This window comes from Paenibacillus sp. LjRoot153 (genome assembly GCF_964253085.1).
Lineage (GTDB): Bacteria > Bacillota > Bacilli > Paenibacillales > NBRC-103111 > Paenibacillus_E.
In genome coordinates this window covers 117,547-135,659 of sequence record NZ_CAXUQH020000002.1, presented here as the reverse complement: position 1 = coordinate 135,659, position 18,113 = coordinate 117,547, and the positions used below count along the sequence as shown (strand labels likewise).

Genomic DNA, 18,113 nt, shown 5'->3' with positions numbered 1-18,113 from the left:
CGAGGCGCCCTTTTTTTCAATTTCGTAAAACACAAAGAAACCGTTCTTTGGTAAAATGGAAGTGCGACCCACCATTTACGAAAGGAACGGTTTCTTTGTACATTCAATATACCATGGATCAACTTATGCTGCCAATGGATCTGGAAGAAGATATTCCTCATAATCACCTCGTTTGAGTTATTAATACAGCAGTAAATCGTCTAGATGACGCCATCTTTGACGCCGCTTATCCAGGTGGCGGTCGAGACAGCTACCATCCTAAGATGCTCACGAAAGTTATCATTTACGCTTACGCCCAGCGCTTGTACTCATCTCGTCAAATTACAAAAGCTGTTCGCAAAAATATCATGTTTATGTGGATCGCCGGCGGACAACGCCCAGACTTCCGTACCATCAACCGGTTTCGGTCCGAGCGAATGAAAGTTGTGCTAGAGACGGTGTTCACTGCGGTTCTGCAGTTTTTAGCGGACGAGAAATACGTTCAACTGGAGCATTACTTTGTTGACGGCACCAAAATCGAAGCGAATGCCAATCGGTATACGTTTGTTTGGGGTAAAGCTGTCGTGAAGCACAAGGCCAAACTCCAGGAGAAAGTACAGACACTTTTTGCCACCATTGAAGAAGCCGAAAATCAAGAAGAGCGGGCGCACGCCGGCCAAGACTTGAGCGAACTAAGTAAGGTATCAGAGATCACAAGTGAAAAATTAGAGACTGCCGTCAAACAATTGGAAGAAAAACTGCAAGCAAAACCAAAGGATAAATCGCTGAAGAAAGCTGTGCGCGCGCTCCGCAAAGACTTACTCCCTCGTCTTCAAATGTATGAAACTCACCAAGAAATTTTAGGAAACCGAAACAGCTACAGTAAAACCGACAATGACGCTACGTTTATGCGGATGAAAGAAGATCACATGCGAAACGGCCAGTTGAAGCCTGGTTACAATGTACAGATTGGCACCGAAAATCAATTCATCCTAGGCTACAGCGTGCACCAGCGGCCTACCGACACGCGCTGTCTTATCCCTCATTTGGAGAAAGTAAAGTCTGCTTTTGGCAAGCTACCAGCTACCGTCATCGCCGATGCAGGATACGGCGGCGAAGAAAACTACGACTATTTAGAGCGAAATGAAGTCGAATCCATCGTCAAATACAGTACCTACCACCGCGAGAAAAGTAACGCTTGGCAAAAGGATATTAGTAAAATCGACAACTGGACGTATAACACCGAACAAGACACATGGACATGTGCTGCGGGGCAAACCCTTATTTTCAGAAGAGCAAGCAAGGAGAAAACCGAAAGTGGATACGAAATCGAGCATCGCCATTATCGAAGCATAAACTGTGAAGGGTGTCCTTTGAAACCACAGTGTACGAAAGTGGAAGGTAATCGAGAAGTTAAAGTCAGTCTGAACTACTTGCGTTTGAAAAACCAGGCACGTGAAAAGCTCCGAAGTGAAGATGGTTACGCCCTTGCGGTTCGGCGTATGATCGAACCAGAGCCTGTGTTTGGTGACATAAAGAACAATCGCAGTTTCAAAAGATTTCTGCTTCGAGGCTTACCCAAAGTAAGTCTGGAGGTCGGGTGGCTTTCCCTTGCCCACAATCTGCTCAAGAAAGCAGCAGTAGACGCCAAGAAGAAAGGAGCTAAGCAAATACAAGCCGCTTAGCTCCTTTTTCATTTAAATATTCAACTTTTACAACGAATGAGTCTGTCCTGATTACCAACAATCGTTACTTTTGGGACAGCCTCTTAAGTGCTTGTGGGAGGGCATTTCAGATATATTTGAATGAAACCCTACGATTATGTTTGTAATAAGTACTTCTTAATTTGTTTATACTTCAGCCTTTGTTGATTCACTTAACCACTTCATAATTTTATTTGTATTCTAATTTAACTTCAAAACTTCATTGTTAACGAACAACAAAAGACCATAAGTTCTTGCCTTGAGATAAAAACAAGAACTTATAGCCATAAAAATAACAAATTGGTTTATAAACATATCACAATAAGAGTATGTTGTTAACCTTTCTACCTGATAGATATCTTAAGACTAAATAGAACAAATAATAAACCGAACAATCCAAGCAACATAAACCAATTTTAGGTTATTTATTGTTTTGTACTTTATATATTTGAAACTTTTTGCCTCCACGTTTTTCAAGAGAAAACAATGAAATATTTTGGAACCACTGACGAAAATAGTGTAGAAATAGTAATGAAAGCAGTAATAAAAAACTCTGCTACGCTGGGAACGACGCTTGCGTTAACCTTGCCTCACTTTATTTTCATTTGAAATGCTAGCTCGACTAAACCATCAATCCCATATCTTAGGGCGGTCAATCCCCATTGTTCTCATATAGTCTAACAATTGACCTGTGTGAACAGATTCGTGGTAAGCGATGCGTAATAACATATCTCTAAGTGTTCTTACATAGCCTACATCCGAACGGTCTATTTCTATATCTTCTAAATCGCTTATACTAATTGTTTTAATGTATTCCAAGAATTCTTCACGATATGGCTGTGCGGATGTAAGTTCATCATCTACCGTTTTGAACTCCTTTGTATTAAAAGGATTAGTTAAATTAGATAACGCTTTACTACTTCTCCCAATAAGAATTTGGTGATAAAGAAACTCACCTTCTAATATATGTCTAATCATTTGAGCACAAGTAAGAGCATCTTCATCAGGTTTCCAATTTAACATTTTTTCGGGTATTGATTTCCATACTTTTATACTTCTACGTCTTACTTCTTCAAAATTAAGTATTATTAAATTATTTACATTCATCTAAATATCCTCTCTTCTTCTTTTATTTTTACTTAGAAAATACCAAATTAATTTCGAGACGACTCACTATGTGCTTTGTTATTCGACCAAGAAGATTACATAGCATCGTCGTTGTCGCTTAGAAAAGAACTTTTCCCTAAAAACTAAAATCCATGTCTCTATAGTGTTAAGATTCGTAAGAACATAAATTCCAATAAACGTCAATGTATAAACGAAATACTTATATACTCTTATTTGCTTTGACGTAGTTATTGAATTTTCTTAACCAATTAACGCTTTAAAATTTTTACAGTTTAGCTCTATATTTTTTGCACACGTATACCGTATGACCCCTCGTTGATGCACATGACCTCATATTCGACAATTGTCGAGCTTCCCCCTTCCTCTAGCGTACTCATACAATTATTGGTTTGATATCAAAAAAAACAGCAGTCACGGACAAGAATATATCACTAGGCTACCGCTTTCGTGGATTTTAATCCGTCGATAAAACTGACCGCCCTCTTTTATTACAATTATTGCTGATGAAAAGGAGAAACCAATTCAACCTTAATTCTGTCAGGGTCTTCGAAAAATACTGCGTAATGTTGCTCCCCTCCAGCATACGGATGTTTGTCTTCGTACAAAATCTTTAAACCTCGTGCACGCAACTTTTTGGTGAGGTCATCGACTTGCTGATGAGATTCTGCGTTGAAAGCCAAATGGTTCAGCCCTACACGACATCTATGATAAACGGTGTCTAGGTACTTGTCCTCTGTTTGAACGAAGACAAGGTAAGTATCTTCATGCCTCCAACTTATTCCTTGACTCCATTTCTGAAACTCCTCATAACCAAGTTCATTTAGAAACCATCCCCAGAATTCTGAAGAACGTTCTAAATTTGAAACGTATATTTCAACATGATGAATTAGACCTGCTTTTTTGCTCAAAAAATTTCCTCCATTCAAACAATCATATACAAAGAAATTCATTCTCTTTATTGTTCTCTCCTGCCATTTCTTTAATAAACAAAAGTGGTGCTGCATCGAAGCAAGCCCCTCAACTATAATTTTTCATTTGTTTAATGCGAAGGGAACCACACAATATTTCAGTTAATTCTATTTTATATTTATAGGGATACTGGAATAGTCATTCGAGTTGTTTTTCGTAGGTTGGTCTCGTAGTTCTCTTGTGACCCAAAGTTAATTTCTATTCAGCACTAAAGGCAGGGAATTCCCGGATAAAATTGTAACTTACTGAATCAATCAGTTCTGTTCGTTTGTCGGTTTTAGGAAGGTCTTTTGCTGGTTCAAACCTTTGTTAAATTCGGTAATTTCTTACTCACCTTCAATTCATCCCTTTAACGATCGTGCATTATATTTTGGTTCTAAGAAGTGGGATTTAATAATGCTGACTAACTCCGATTTGTATAGGTTAATATCATAAGTAGAATTATTAATTCTCACCATCTTTATATTTAACTTATCGAGTATTTCATTTTCTAAGTCTGCTCTTGCTTTAAGTACTTGAATAGTTCCAGCTAATCCTGTATACCCTCGTTCTTTACCATACCCTTGATTCGTGTAGTAATTAATAAACCCAATTGACCATTCTATTGGTCTTTCTTTAACTGCTTTATTAAACGAAAATTCAATGTTAGTTTGCTCAATATAAATTAATAGTGGGTTTAATGACTCTATGATCGTTGCTAAATTGGTTACATGATTTATTACTTCTTCTTTCATAAAACCATATTTTATCATGCCAACAGTTACAGGGTTTTGTATAAAACAACATTCAAAAACGTAGACTTTCCCGCTATTTAGAGCACTACCAGTAAATTGACTCCATTTATCTGTTATCAAATTAATATTTTGGTGCAAGGGTAGTTCATAAATATCATTCTCTATAACTGTGGTTGAGATTTCATCTGGAAGTTTTAATCCCAGTTCATTTTCTATTTTTCGATATGGCAGGAGGAAATAATTATTATCATGTTCAAATACTCGTTTATTGAATAAGTCTCTAAATTCTTCATTACAAGAGGACAAAAACTTCCTAAATTCATTTTTTGTAAAACATGCAACTCCCTCATAATCAGCAGGATGTTCTAGATCACCTTCCATAAATAGTGCTGCTTCAAACTTCATTTCCTTCAGAATATCAGAAATAAGTTGAGCTGTAGTTGATTTCCCAAAACCAGGCAATCCTTCTACAATTATTAATTTTGAATCCATATAAAATAATCCTCCTACCAAAACATATTAACATTCGTAAAGTATGCAACTGCACTTTTGCTCATTGAAGCTATAGATCGATTTCACGTTAGCCTTGGAGTTTGTTATTCAGCCCTTGTTTTCCATTAGTTTAATCCCTTTGAAAAGTTAATTGGATGATCAGCTTTATTTATCGTTATGTGGCTCAAGGAGCCATTGATTGCTATAGAGACCATACATTGGTCTTCCTGTTGGTTCTCTGTTAGAATCAGTTTCTTGCATTACCCAGGTAGGATAATCAGGCAAGTTTTCAGCTGGCATTGCAAAATGGATTAAGGATTTTCAAGATGGAAACATCAAGATAGAAAATTAATAGAAATAGATATTGATGTACTCAAGGAAGACTACGTACTGAAAAGAAATACTGAAGCCAAACATAGAGACATTCAAAGCAAAAAAAAATGGTGAAAGCTACTCACCCATCCTAAAATATGGTATTTTACATCTAGAGTAAAAACTGACTAGAGGAGCATCAAAATGAATATTTCAGAACTTATTGCCATGGGTGAAAAAGCTGCAAGAGAGAGTTATGTACCAAGCCAAGGAGGGTACTATACGGGAGAAAAGTATCAGGATTGGCTTGCTCTTGCAATACGATTCACGGAAACCCAATTTCCTGGAGATAAAGATACATTACGATTTCGTGATATAGCTGTACGTGCAAATGGTTTTGGGGATAATAAATTTCGTCCACTTATCAGTATCCTTAGAGCATTTGAACAAAACCCGCCTGTACCTCCTAAAGTTGATATTATGCCTATTATTGCTAAGATTTGCAATAACTTTAATAGGTTCGATGTTAACATTAAACGCCGTTACGGTGGTCGTCCAACACTGACAATCAATGACGAGTACGATGTGCAAGATTGATTATTGGCGATTTTGAAATTGTTTGTTGATGATATCAGACCCGAGGATTATGTATCCAGTTATGCTGGCGCAAATTCAAGAGTTGACTTTCTCTTACCTCAATATGGCATCATCATTGAGACCAAAATGACAAATAAGAATCTAGCCGATAAGCAAGTCGGTGAACAACTAATTGTCGACTTTGAAAGGTATAAACAACTTCCAGGATACAATCAGCTAGTTTGTTTTGTGCGTTGAAATAATAATTCGGCTGCATCATAACGGCATCGAAGCCGAGCTCTTTCCAGAACGTAAATCCATTCGCTTGATAGAAGGGAATCCAGTACAGCTTCTGCTTTTCATGTCCAGTACTACCATGGTGTACAATTTCAGCTGATTTTTGGATAAATTCGGCTTCACTCGCGGAATTGTAACCAACCTCCTCCTTCATCCAGTAAAAGCCGGCCAGCTCTAATTGACCATAGTTCTCTTGTTTAAAACGAATTCTAGCATTTTGTATATACCAGTCGACAATTTTAACGCGGTTTGCAAGTGATGCCTTCTCCCCGACGACGGCAGGATTGAGTTCAAGACTCTTACCAGCCATAGTTCCCCATGCCACTTGGGAAATCGGATCAACGAAAGGAATTGGAAGAATAACCTGAATTTTATGCTGATCCTGTATCTTTCCATTACTCTCTAGTGCCGTCTTTGCCTCTACAGCCGCTTTGTCCAACGCTCCAAGATTGAATTGCTTATTGAAGGTTTGATCTAGAAGATATTCCCAATTCTCCTTCTTCGCATATTCCTCCATCGAGCCACCCGCCATAAATTGCACCGTGTCGAATAGCCAGCGGTCTGTCTCTCCTGCCGTATTTTTATGAGCAATGATCGGGTAGAAGTCATCTTTCGTCCACAAACTCATTTCGTCCGGATTGCGCCCCTTTTGGTATAGATATGCCAGATACATGTTGCTTACGCCACCCATCTGCGAGGATCCTTGTTCAGGGTAGCCTTCCTCATGGAACAGGATTTCCTTCGGCCCATTTAGACGTTTCGTCCCTTTCCCTCCAGCATCTTGCCCCAACACTTCGATTTCATCAATAAACGTAAAGGTACCGACTGCAAATACCACTTTGACATAGCGAGCTTCCGTTCTTACGCCGTCTATCTCCACCGTTGTTCTCGCCCCAGTCTGGGTTTGCGGATCCGACGGCTCTACAGATCCAGCGCGATACCAAGTGTCATTATCATTAGACAGATACAAATCTAAATAACGAGGAAGCCCAATACCTACGGTCCCGTGCTGCATAAAGTCAGCCTTTACGCTTTCGATAGATTTAACGGAACCGAGGTCTATCATGACGGAACGGGACACCTGCCGCAAATAGCCGATCCATTCAGGATCCATAAAATCGCTGTCAGTGCCGACTTGCCCATATTTTCCGTTCGTAAGCAGATTGGGTAATGAACGGTTATTCTCATAGCCCATGAGGCTGTCATCCCGATAACCCTGGTTTACGTTATAAGGAGCTCCAAGCGCCAAATTGCGGACTTCGGACGGCACGGCTTTTCTCTCTTCGGCTCCAACAGGCAGTGCGAACAGTGAAGTTACGATTGTTGCTGTAGTGATAGCAGCAGTTATTTGGATTGTTTTTTTTTTTTTTTTTTCATAAATTTCCTCCTCAGCATTAAATGGTAGCGCTTACGATAAAAGTGTAACATTGCTCCTATCGCTTCTCTATATCGAGTTCTTTGCAAATGTATCGAGAACCATACAGAAAAAGGAAGAGAGACACTCTCTTCCTTTTTCTGTATGGTTCTAAATTGTTGTCCCACTCTACTCATTCTCATGCATCATATACGAGAATACCGTCGATGTGGTTACTTCTGTATAGAATCGGCTAACGGTTGAATGCGTTCTGCTACATGATCCATAGCAGCCTGCGGAGAGAGCTTGCCCCTAAACGCCTTCTCCGTTTCCTCCGTCAGTGACTGCAAGTAGGATTTAATATAAACACTGTTAGGAAAACCCTGCAAATTTTGCCCTTTGGCCGCATCAAAATAGTATTGTACTTGCTTCATGTCGGCGGTATGAAGACGAGGATCGTCAAGCGCCCCTATTAATGTAGGTATGGTTTTTCTCTTAAGCGCAAAGGCAACTTGCGAATCCTGACTAACTAAAAATTTCATAAGTTCCCAGGCTTCCTTGGGATGAAGTGTCTTTTGGGAAATAAATAAGCCGCGCGGACTGACGATACCGGCTCCCTTCAAGTCAGGTCTTGCTTCGGGCTAAGGCAACGGAGCCACCCCTACGGGGCCGCCATCGGATCGATCTTCCGGATAGTCATACTCCCAACCTAAAATCATCGCCAGACTACCTGTCAGCAGGGGGTCACGAAGCTGTCCCCTTTTTCCCATACTGGTTTTGAATTTCGTCGATCGCATCGCTGCCGAGCTTCTGGATAAAACGGCTTTGGTAACTAATTGCATTTACATTTTCGATTTTATTAGGCGTAACTTTACCGTTCTTATCAAGCCAGGAACCACCGAAAACGACGGGCCAAAAAACATTATCCGTCCATGGATAGTTTGGAAGAAAGCCCACCAGCGTCAAGTTTCAATATGCATCTTTTTTAATCAGCTTCTTAGCGTAATCGAATAACTGTTCTGTCGTTTCTGGAGGAGCAGACAGCCCGGCTTCGGCAAAGTCTTTTTTATTATATAACAGTGTATTCAATATACTCATCGTAAAAGGCAACCCGTAGTAATGTTTCCCCACCTTCATGCGCTCTATGGCGGCGGGGATAAATGCATTCATGTCAAAATGCTCGTCATTCATTAGGGAGTCAAGCTCCAGGACGTTCCCTCCATCGGCCCACGGTCCGACGTTGTTCCAATATGCAAGCGCTAAATCCGGTGGATTTCCGCCCGATATAGCGACAAGCTGCTTGGTTGCATCTTGATTTCCGATCGTTTTCACCACAATACGGTTTTGCGATTGATTAAATGTCTCGATTAGCTCAAGAAGCGGTGCCGCTTCCTTGTCGGAGTATACGTGCCAGAAGGTAAGCTCTACTTTATCTTTAGCACTGTCCGCATTTTCGATAGGTAACTTCTCCAAACCTGTGTCCGTGCTAATGGAGTCCCTTCCACTCATGCATCCGCTGCCCAATACGAATAATGGGATAGCCATAAGAATAAGATTGATTATTTTTCGGCTCTCTATCAATGCTTTCCCCTCCCTATCGTGACTTGTCTATTATAAAAAGAATGAAGAATTTTTCCAATTAATTAATTCATATTTGGTTGATAATTTCATTCCGCGAAAAATCCAGTAATGAGAATTTTGCATACATATCGGCTTTATGCTGTTCTCCTTCCCCTCCGCAAAGGCATCGATTACAATGATAGATAAATCCATGGATGGGGGAAATTTAGATCATTATGAAGCCACTGCTCTCTTTTTGCGTTTCATCCGATATGCACTTTATGGCATGGAAGGAAACGAATGCACCCGTCGAATGGGTCCCGCAACTTGAAGCCTGTTTGCAAGATATCGCCTTGTTCCGGCCCGATTTTCTTGTTTCAAACGGCGACATGACAAATGGAAAAGAACGAGACTGGCGCCTAGTACTAGCTTATATGAAGGAGAATTGCCCATTTCCCGTTTACTTTACGATGGGTAATCACGAATATTACGGCTACTACGAGGATCTGAACTTTACACCCAAGTTAGCTCAGCAGCGTTTTCTTGCGTTCAGCGGTCATGATTCGATCTATTATGCAAAAATCATACACGGCTTCCTGTTTCTGTTTTTATCAACAGAGACTTATACACCGGATATGAATGACGCAGGCTGGCTCTCGGATGAGCAGCTGAATTGGTTGGAGCAGCAGCTTCATGTAAGCGACTATCACCTCCCCCTCTTTATCTTCTTTCACCAACCAGTGAACGGTACTGTAGCCGAATCGAAGCGTACATGTAACCAGTCCGAGAAGCTTATGGCTCTGTTGCGTCAAAGACCAAATATTTTCTTCTTTACCGGGCATACGCACTGCCCTATGGATCGACCCAATCAATTGATTCAGCAGGACGGTGTCATATTCGTCGGCGGTGGAGCTTTATGTACTGAAACACCCCAATCCCGCTGGGTTGAGCTTTACCACAATCACGTCAAGATTAAGTTGCGTGATCATAAGCATATTAATTGGGTAGAGGAATATCTTTATACATTCTCTTTTTAGTAAGTAATTCGTAAGCTTAGAGTTCGCTTTCGTTTTTAAAAAAGAAAAGCTCCCCTTTAGTATTCATCGGCTAACACTAACACCAGAGTGGGTGCTTTTCCTTTATTGTCAACGAACTATACTTCTCCAATAGCAGGCCAATACAACTCAATTCTTTCCTGCGTCAACAACAGTTGGAATTCACGCAGCTTGTCCGTGGACGTATCTTTTGGTAGAGCTTCACTATAAAGAAGAGTTCGAACCATTCAAAAAAAAGGGTGAGCAGTTACTTAATCTGCGCTATCTGACCGGCAATTTGAGTCTTTTTCTAAGATGTATGTGCAGACAAAGCTACAATTCCAAGCTGTTCTAGATCAGGTCGTCCCTGCATATAAAGGCGTGTATGGGGCTATGGTTATTTAGCATGCATACTTTTCACCATATCACACGAGTTCTATTGACTTTACTGGAAATATTGGGAAGCTATTAACTGGTATAGCTCAACGCCCAGCAGGACATATGTACAAACACCATTTTGTGATCATGTAACCAAGTCAGCTGCCAAAACCGCAAGGCTATTCGACCAACATGGATTTGCTGAACAGCTACACCAAGGTTGAGATCGGGGAACGCGGCAACATCCATATCGTGTAATGACGCATTTCGAAATCGAGTTCGGGAGTAAGCCGAAAAAATGTTATAACGCTGCTGACATACTGTTGCCAGTAGCGTTTTTTAAAAATCGGAGTAAGTAAACATAAAGGAGTGGGAGATAAATGAAAAGTATTCTGGTCCAAAATGATATGATACGGTATTGTATCATTTATTATAGGAAGGATGGTATCTCGTGAATTTTGCTTCTGTACGCATCATTACCGACGACGTGGATAACTTTCCTGTAATACGTCCGGAAAGAGATATTGAATGTTCTTGTCATCAGACATGAGTAAAAATTCTAAACAGTTATGTCTCGGTAATCAGTATATATTCTCGGCCTCATTCGGCAATCGGAACAAATTCTTGTCATTGAGAAATTACAAGAATTTGTTCCGATAAAATAAAAAATCAGCAATTTCTGCGGATCCTTAACGGTATATATTCTTATCACTCGACATTTATACAAATCTATTTATTTTATTATCCAACAATTCGATGATCATTTTTGCTGGCACCGGTTTGCTGATAAGAAACCCTTGAATCTGATCGCATCGGTATGTTTGGAGAAGATGAAGCTGCTCCGGCAGCTCAACCCCCTCTGCAACCACGGTTAACTGAAGCCTGTGTGCCATTTCGATCAATGTTGATACAACAACTTGGCTTCGAACGTTATCCGCGAGGTGATCGATCAGCGTTTTATCGATTTTCATACATTGGATGGGAAGTTGACATACATATTTCATCGAAGAGTAGCCTGCACCAAAGTCGTCAATGGAAATCATAAACCCCAAATTTCGCAATTCGACGAGGATGTTAATCACTTCTTCAAAGTTTTCGATTGCAAAAGTTTCCGTCACTTCCAGCTCGAAATGGCATGGCTCGACCTTTTCTTCTGCAAATATACCTCGAATCCGTTCAACAAAATCGGGCTGCAGCAGTTGAACACCCGATATATTGATGGCGATGATCAGCGACATGTCCTCAAATTGATTTTGCCAAGCGACATACTGCCGACATGCTGATCGCATGATCCATTCGCCAATCTCATTAATAATGCCGGAAGACTCAGCAATGGGAATAAATTCGTAGGGTGATACATATCCGAGCTGCCGGTTCCTCCACCTGAGAAGCGCTTCCACCCCCGCAATTTTATTCTCCACGAGATCCCATTTTGGTTGGTAAAAAAGGGTAAGCTCTTTGTTATCAATCGCACTTTTCAAGTATTTCTCCATTAGCATTCTTCTGGTCCTAATCTCCTCAATTGATTCGGAGAACAAGCGGTAATTATTTTTACCGGTTTCTTTGACATCCAGCATAGCCACATCGGAATGATGCAGCAGGCTTTCCGAATCGGTTCCGTGATCAGGATACAGGCTTATTCCTATGCTAGCGGAAATCGTGACTTGATAGCCATCCAGCTTATAGGGCTCGTTGATTGACTCGATAATAACCTTAGATAGTTGTTCGATTTGCTTGGAATCAAAAACGTCATTGGAAACGATACAAAACTCATCACCACCCAATCGGCAAAGAAATTCGCCATCCTTTAGACAAAGCCATAATCTCTCGGTAACCTCCATCAAAAGCAGATCACCCATATGATGCCCCATCGTATCATTGATCAATTTAAAACGGTCCAAATCAATAAATAGTACGGCAAAGCGTGACTGACGTTGGCGGCCTTGTTTAATCATTTTCTCAAGGTATTCGAAAAAGGCTTTCCGATTTGCGAGACCAGTCAAATTGTCATGATTCGCTTGATATTGAATCTTGTTTTGCGATTGCTCAAGCGACATCATCATGTGATTAAACGACTTCTCTAGCTGGGTTATTTCGTCTTTTCCGGATTCCAGAATGCGAATCGAAAAATCTTGTTTCGTCTTGATCACATTCATCCCGTTAATCGTATGGTCCAATCTAGTAAATATCGTTCGTTGAAGGACATATCTAATGATGAAAAAGAATACCAACCCGGAAAGCCCGAAATAGAGCAAGTAAAACATAATACTTTTCTGGGCTTCCTTATATAATACTCTCGGCTTTTTGAACTGTAAAAGGATGGAAGGTTTATTGTTGACATCCGGAAGTAGGGTGAAGCCTTTTATCGTCGATTTATCAGACTCCGCCCAAAACGGCAAGGTCCGGTTTCCTGTACCCGTAATGGTGACGGCATGTGCAGGTGGCTTAAAGGACGGATCCACAATAGAAATTGTCAAAGGCATGTCCGTTTTTTCGGAAATATACCGAATATAGTTCGCGTCCAAGAAACGTGCGAAAACCAAAGTTCCGTGAACAGGCCCTTCATTGTTGCTCGTTAAAATGGGGTATGAGGCAGCTATTAGCGGCTTATTGTCCACAATCAATAACCCCTGCTTTCGGAATGAAGCGTCCTGTTGTTCAAAGAAAGGTGCATACGCTTTCATTAATGCTTCGATCATTGAGCTTGGATAGGCGAGAGGGCGGTTATTGCCATAATCGAAAGCTTTTCCAAAGTAGATTTGCTTTTGGTTACTCATCAGGAGGGTAATATTAAGTCGGCTTGATACAAATAAAGAATCGGTATAATTGACAGTGAGATAAGGGTCGTTGTCCAGTGGGATCGTCGGTCTATTAATAAAGTTGTAGGTATCGTCCCAGCCTGCATAGTTGATTGCAATTGCTCCGAGATTTGTGTATTCATCAAAATATGAGAGCAGGTTTTGTTTCATATTTTCACGCAAACTGTCAAGCTCCATCCGCTCATAATTGTGCAGTAGCGCCCTCTCCGAAATCAAGTATAGAAGCGTTAGCAGGCAAAGCGTGGTCACCCCAACGTACATAATAATTTTCCTGCGAAGCAACATGGCAGTATCAACCTCCGGTGATGAGTTCTCTGATTGCACTAGCTTTTAGGTTGAAATTTTGATACAAGCGCCAGTCCTACAGCATGATTGTATTTTATTTCAATTCAAAAAACACATCAACTTATGCAGGATGTGTCTTTTCTAAATCGATTATATATAATAACCCAATATCTAGTAAACAAGAATTATATATTTGTTTGTGATTAGGTATAAATAACTAAACCTGAAATATCCATGAAGCCTTTATCTACTTGGTCGAATTGGTAAAATAAAGAAATTACTCATTCGGACATCATTCACATCTGAATTTAAGAGATACAACGGAGTTGGGCCGGAATACTTTTTGAATTTTCGCTAGATGACTCTAACCGTTATCCAAATCTAGAAAGTGATGGATTTTGTTTATGGTTTGGATGAATGGCTCTCGCTAGATACAGGAACTACACAGTTTCCATGTCCCGCAGGGTGAGACTACCTCCATCTCTGTTCCTGTATACTTTCTAACGACACATCCTAGCAAATCTGACTCTCTTTCATTCATCAACCAAAACTAATAGAGATGAAATCCTGCGAATACACAAGCTTGCGTGAGAGAATCAAATCATACTGAGGGAGCTGATTACGATTCATCATTTTCGTAAATACCTTTTGAACAATCGATTTTTCTTTCTAATTAGTGCTCAAATAATTGCATAAGTAAGTTCCTTTATCTAAGACTATTAAAATATTATACCACTATATTACCGTAGTTCTGTTTTGATTTATTCAACTATGCTGCCCGTTAGATTAGTCGATAAGCTCTCCACTCCCTACGTTCTGTCGGGAATGACATAAAGTTCTTGTCAAAATCGGGAATGGGATGAAGTTCTTGTCATTTGGTTTTGACAAGAGCTTTATCTCAGTAGAGTAGAGAACTGAATTTTCAGTGGAGGGCGAAAGCCCTCCTTTTACTTTTTCAGCTCCCCCTGCATCAAACCGGACGTGAGGTTTTCCCTCATCCGGCTTTCCGATGTTCTTCTTTCTTCCGCGTTACGGTTCTTTCCTAACCTACTAGTTTCTTTAGTCCAGAGCGTGTAGCAATGACGCCTGTTACTCTGAAGTTACTATGCTTCTTTCGACCATTTCGTTTCTTGTTCCAAAACAGCATTAGTCTTTTTCGAATGTACCAGTCGATCTTATTGAGAAATAGATCTGCAAAAGAGTCCATAGCATAGTAGTTTCTCCATCCCTGAATCTTCGGATTGAGTTCTTCGACCATCTTGTTCATTGTCCAGAATAGTCGGTTACGTGGCTCTGTGACTTCCTTTACCTTCTCTTTCATCTTCTTCATGGCTTTCTTCGAGGGGTAACTTCGCAACATATTGCGATCTTCTCCCTTAACTTGTTTTGGGATTTTTCGGTGATGCATGCCTAGAAAGTCGAAACCTACTTTGTCGTCCCATAGGTTGATCAATTTAGATTTCGTTGTATTCATCTGTAATTCGAGTTTGCCGAATACAGCTTTCAGTACGTCAATCGACTTCAAGGCTTGCTCTTTGGTCCTACAAAGGACGACCAGATCGTCCGCATAGCGCACGAGTGTACCAAGTTCAGTGAATTTGTTTTCCCAGACCGTGTCGAGGTAGTTCAGGTAAATGTTTGCAAGTAATGGACTGATGACCCCTCCTTGTGGGCTACCGAGTTCAGTTTCGTGGAACTGATTATCTTTCACGAATCCTGCTTTTAGCCATTTTCGTATGAGTTTGAGTATTCTTCTGTCACTAATTCTTTGCTCCACAAGTTTCATCAGTTTCTCATGCGGAATATTGTCAAAATACCCGGAAATGTCAACGTCTACTACCCAGTAAACACCTTTCCTTACGGCACGCCTTATGTGACGGATTGCTCCTTTGGCATCCCGCTTGGGGCGAAATCCATACGAAAACTCCTTGAAATCCGTTTCGAAGATCGGCTCTATTACCAGCTTCGTTGCCATTTGCGCGACGCGATCGCGGATAACTGGAATTCCCAATGGGCGAAGTTTTCCGTCCGGTTTGGGTATTTCTTTCCGCCTAGCAGGTAGCGGATGGTACGTGCCAGAGATTAATTGCTCTCGGATTTCTTCGACGAATTTCTCTTCCCCAAATAGGTAACCGTCTACGAAAAGTATGTAGAAGTTATCTTTAAGGTCACCGTTGTGGATTTGTTGTATGGAGGTGAGCCGTAGCTTGGCAAATCCACAATTCGCCGTCGTGTGATGCTGAGGATGTTCGGTGCGGTAGCGTAGTCCAAAAAATCAACTATAGTATCCATTCGCTAAACGGACCGTACCGGTCCATAACTTTGTTCTCAGTCTAACGGTTTTATCTTCCAATTACACTAAGATTGATCCTTGTTCTCACGGAAAATTTAAAAAATATGAAGATATCTCCAAAATACAGTATTATATGATTAGATACCTTAGAGGGGGGCGGCTTAACCATGGATACATACACAATGTCTGCGAAAGAGTTATTTGATACAATGATAGGGGTCCTTGGTGGTAATGATGACTTAAAAGAACTAAATAATATTTTTAAAATGCATTGTCAGTTTCTGACTTTTAGTTTATTTTCTACTCAAGAACATTACGATAAAAGACACACGGAATTTTTTAAATTTATGTTTGATTTTAACCTCGAACATCCGTGGCAGATAAATTCATTTATAACTAGTGATACCTTTGTCCAAAAAAAATCAAGGTTTATTATTAACCCTGAGCATTTTAAGTTTTTTAGTCAGATCGATGATGCCCTTAAGTCAAAGGGGGTTACCAACAGTTTAGGTCAAAGCGCTATACAATGCGTCGAAGTTGTAGGTACGGCGGCATGTCAAATATGTGATAACAAGGCAGTAATTGAATTACTAAACTCTCACATTTCCAAAATAAAAGAAATCATGGATTCTGAAAGAAAATCAATCGTCAATTCCGAGAAGCTCCCCTCTACTGTAACGATGGAAAGTATTCATAGAGATGTGGTTACTGAGCTTTTGGAGGAACTGAATGAGTTAGTTGGGTTACATCAATTAAAAGAAAGCGTCAATGACATCATTAATATTATTCGTGTCAGAAATCTCAGAATGGAACGTAATCTGCCAGTAGCACCCATGTCATTTCATCTTGTTTTTACAGGTAATCCGGGAACAGGAAAAACAACAGTAGCGCGGCAAATAGCCAAAATTTATAAGGAATTTAACTTACTCTCGAAAGGGCACCTTGTTGAGGTTGATCGTTCAGGACTTGTAGCAGGATATATAGGACAAACTGCTTTGAAAGTTCAAGAAGTTGTTCAAAGTGCTATTGGTGGTGTATTATTTATTGACGAAGCGTATTCCCTCGCTTCAGGCAACGACGGAATCGACTATGGTAGAGAAGCAATTGATACTTTATTAAAACTAATGGAAGACTTTAGGCATGATTTAGTTGTGATAACAGCGGGATATCCTGACAGAATGGAACACTTTTTAGAGTCTAATCCTGGCCTTCGTTCAAGATTTAATAGGTTTGTTCATTTTCAGGACTATAGTGCTGATGAATTGCTGCTCATCTTTTCCCAATTTTGTACTAAGACCGGTTATATACTTACTGAAGAAGCAGAAAGTAAATTACGGACCACTTTCAATTCACTTATATCTGTTAAGGACGAGACGTTTGGAAATGCAAGAACGGTTCGAAACATATTCGAACAAATGCTAACCCATAACGCAAACCGGATCGTGAAAATTAGTAATCCGACGGAAACCGATCTCTCAACCATTACAATTGAAGATATAAAATAAACTTTAATAGTAATATATATAAACTTTATTTCAGGGGTGTATCCATGTCATTTTTATCCAATTTGTTTTCTAGCAAAAAAAGTCAGCAAGAAGCCGCTAATCCCTTAAAATATGAGCAAGAAAGAGAAGAAGATGCAAAAAAATGGATGCGCGAGCAAACCCTTGATCGTCAGAGAAGATATCAGAAAATTCTGGACCAAGCCCCTGACTTCTTTGATCAATTAGTTAACATTATGGAAAGTGTTAAAACTGGTTTGATCAATCAGACTCATTTAACAAAGACTGATGTTTACGTTAAATTAAAAGAAGCTCTTAATATTTACGATCAAATTTTGAGTTATAAAGATAAAGAAGGTAATAGCTTCTTACAACAAGAATTATATGAAGTCATTTTTACAGTATCAAAGCAATTATATGAAGGCGGAAAATCAAATGAAGAAGAATCCGAATTTCTTTATAAAGCGGAGTTAATAGTATGGCAGAGTTTATACATAATAAATTCACTCCATTGGATTAAAAGCGGGGATCCTAAATATTATGTGGTAATGCAAGAGATGGTCGTTAACATTGACTATCATAAGAACAATAAGGGACAAGAAGTGTTCATGAAGACAGGTTTATATTTCGTACGAGAACTGAAGGTAAGTTCGTGGGTAAAATATAGAGAACAACTTTCAATTTGAGACAATACTGTA

General features: G+C 40.0%; 13 protein-coding genes and 3 pseudogenes. 7 read left to right on the top strand and 9 right to left on the bottom strand.

The annotated features are described in order from the left end of the window. Window positions 1-95 precede the first annotated feature (95 nt). Window positions 96-1,664 (top strand): annotated as a pseudogene (locus tag ACSQ8P_RS35945) (IS1182 family transposase). A 648-nt stretch (window positions 1,665-2,312) separates the two neighbouring features. Here ACSQ8P_RS35945 and ACSQ8P_RS35940 read toward each other — a convergent pair. From ACSQ8P_RS35940 to ACSQ8P_RS35930, 3 genes are all read right to left on the bottom strand, one after another. Further along, window positions 2,313-2,789, bottom strand: a complete 477-nt coding sequence (locus ACSQ8P_RS35940) for a DinB family protein (protein ID WP_436239774.1) — start codon at window positions 2,787-2,789, stop codon at window positions 2,313-2,315. Between the two features lie 515 nt (window positions 2,790-3,304). Then, the gene (locus ACSQ8P_RS35935) at window positions 3,305-3,718 is read right to left on the bottom strand and encodes a VOC family protein (protein ID WP_436239773.1); all 414 of its coding nucleotides are present in this window, start codon (window positions 3,716-3,718) and stop codon (window positions 3,305-3,307) included. 402 nt (window positions 3,719-4,120) lie between these two features. Further along, on the bottom strand, window positions 4,121-5,005 hold the full coding sequence (locus tag ACSQ8P_RS35930; protein WP_436239772.1) for a hypothetical protein: 885 nt from the start codon (window positions 5,003-5,005) through the stop codon (window positions 4,121-4,123). Window positions 5,006-5,521: 516 nt separating this feature from the next. Here ACSQ8P_RS35930 and ACSQ8P_RS35925 point away from each other — a divergent pair. Together ACSQ8P_RS35925 and ACSQ8P_RS35920 are read left to right on the top strand one after the other, a co-directional pair. After that, the gene (locus ACSQ8P_RS35925) at window positions 5,522-5,914 is read left to right on the top strand and encodes a hypothetical protein (RefSeq protein ID WP_436239771.1); all 393 of its coding nucleotides are present in this window, start codon (window positions 5,522-5,524) and stop codon (window positions 5,912-5,914) included. 3 nt (window positions 5,915-5,917) lie between these two features. Continuing rightward, window positions 5,918-6,085: pseudogene (locus ACSQ8P_RS35920) on the top strand (hypothetical protein); the annotation flags it as partial. Here the strand turns inward: ACSQ8P_RS35920 and ACSQ8P_RS35915 are convergent. The 4 genes from ACSQ8P_RS35915 to ACSQ8P_RS35900 form a co-directional block, all read right to left on the bottom strand. Continuing rightward, entirely contained in the window at window positions 6,027-6,863 is an 837-nt protein-coding gene (locus tag ACSQ8P_RS35915; protein ID WP_436239996.1) for a DUF4855 domain-containing protein, read from the bottom strand. The pseudogene ACSQ8P_RS35920 and the gene ACSQ8P_RS35915 sit on opposite strands and share 59 nt — an antisense overlap. A 914-nt stretch (window positions 6,864-7,777) precedes the next feature. Further along, window positions 7,778-8,167, bottom strand: a complete 390-nt coding sequence (locus tag ACSQ8P_RS35910; protein WP_436239770.1) for a hypothetical protein — start codon at window positions 8,165-8,167, stop codon at window positions 7,778-7,780. 121 nt (window positions 8,168-8,288) lie between these two features. Beyond that, window positions 8,289-8,510: a hypothetical protein gene (locus ACSQ8P_RS35905; protein ID WP_436239769.1), complete on the bottom strand. Its 222-nt coding sequence runs from the start codon at window positions 8,508-8,510 to the stop codon at window positions 8,289-8,291. Window positions 8,511-8,513: 3 nt separating this feature from the next. Beyond that, entirely contained in the window at window positions 8,514-9,125 is a 612-nt protein-coding gene (locus ACSQ8P_RS35900) for an extracellular solute-binding protein (protein ID WP_436239768.1), read from the bottom strand. Window positions 9,126-9,340: 215 nt separating this feature from the next. Here ACSQ8P_RS35900 and ACSQ8P_RS35895 point away from each other — a divergent pair, with 215 nt between their 5' ends. Then, entirely contained in the window at window positions 9,341-10,141 is an 801-nt protein-coding gene (locus tag ACSQ8P_RS35895) for a metallophosphoesterase family protein (RefSeq protein WP_436239767.1), read from the top strand. 202 nt (window positions 10,142-10,343) lie between these two features. Then, window positions 10,344-10,528: pseudogene (locus tag ACSQ8P_RS35890) on the top strand (IS110 family transposase); the annotation flags it as partial. A 707-nt stretch (window positions 10,529-11,235) separates the two neighbouring features. Here the strand turns inward: ACSQ8P_RS35890 and ACSQ8P_RS35885 are convergent. Continuing rightward, the gene (locus ACSQ8P_RS35885) at window positions 11,236-13,620 is read right to left on the bottom strand and encodes an EAL domain-containing protein (protein WP_436239766.1); all 2,385 of its coding nucleotides are present in this window, start codon (window positions 13,618-13,620) and stop codon (window positions 11,236-11,238) included. Window positions 13,621-14,662: 1,042 nt separating this feature from the next. Further along, complete coding sequence (ltrA, locus tag ACSQ8P_RS35880) at window positions 14,663-15,769, bottom strand: group II intron reverse transcriptase/maturase (RefSeq protein WP_436239995.1); 1,107 nt, start codon at window positions 15,767-15,769, stop codon at window positions 14,663-14,665. Between the two features lie 311 nt (window positions 15,770-16,080). Here ltrA and ACSQ8P_RS35875 point away from each other — a divergent pair, with 311 nt between their 5' ends. Next, window positions 16,081-17,418, top strand: coding sequence for an AAA family ATPase (locus ACSQ8P_RS35875; protein ID WP_436239765.1), 1,338 nt, complete (start codon window positions 16,081-16,083; stop codon window positions 17,416-17,418). A gap of 44 nt (window positions 17,419-17,462) precedes the next feature. Further along, the gene (locus ACSQ8P_RS35870) at window positions 17,463-18,101 is read left to right on the top strand and encodes a hypothetical protein (protein ID WP_436239764.1); all 639 of its coding nucleotides are present in this window, start codon (window positions 17,463-17,465) and stop codon (window positions 18,099-18,101) included. Window positions 18,102-18,113 lie beyond the last annotated feature (12 nt).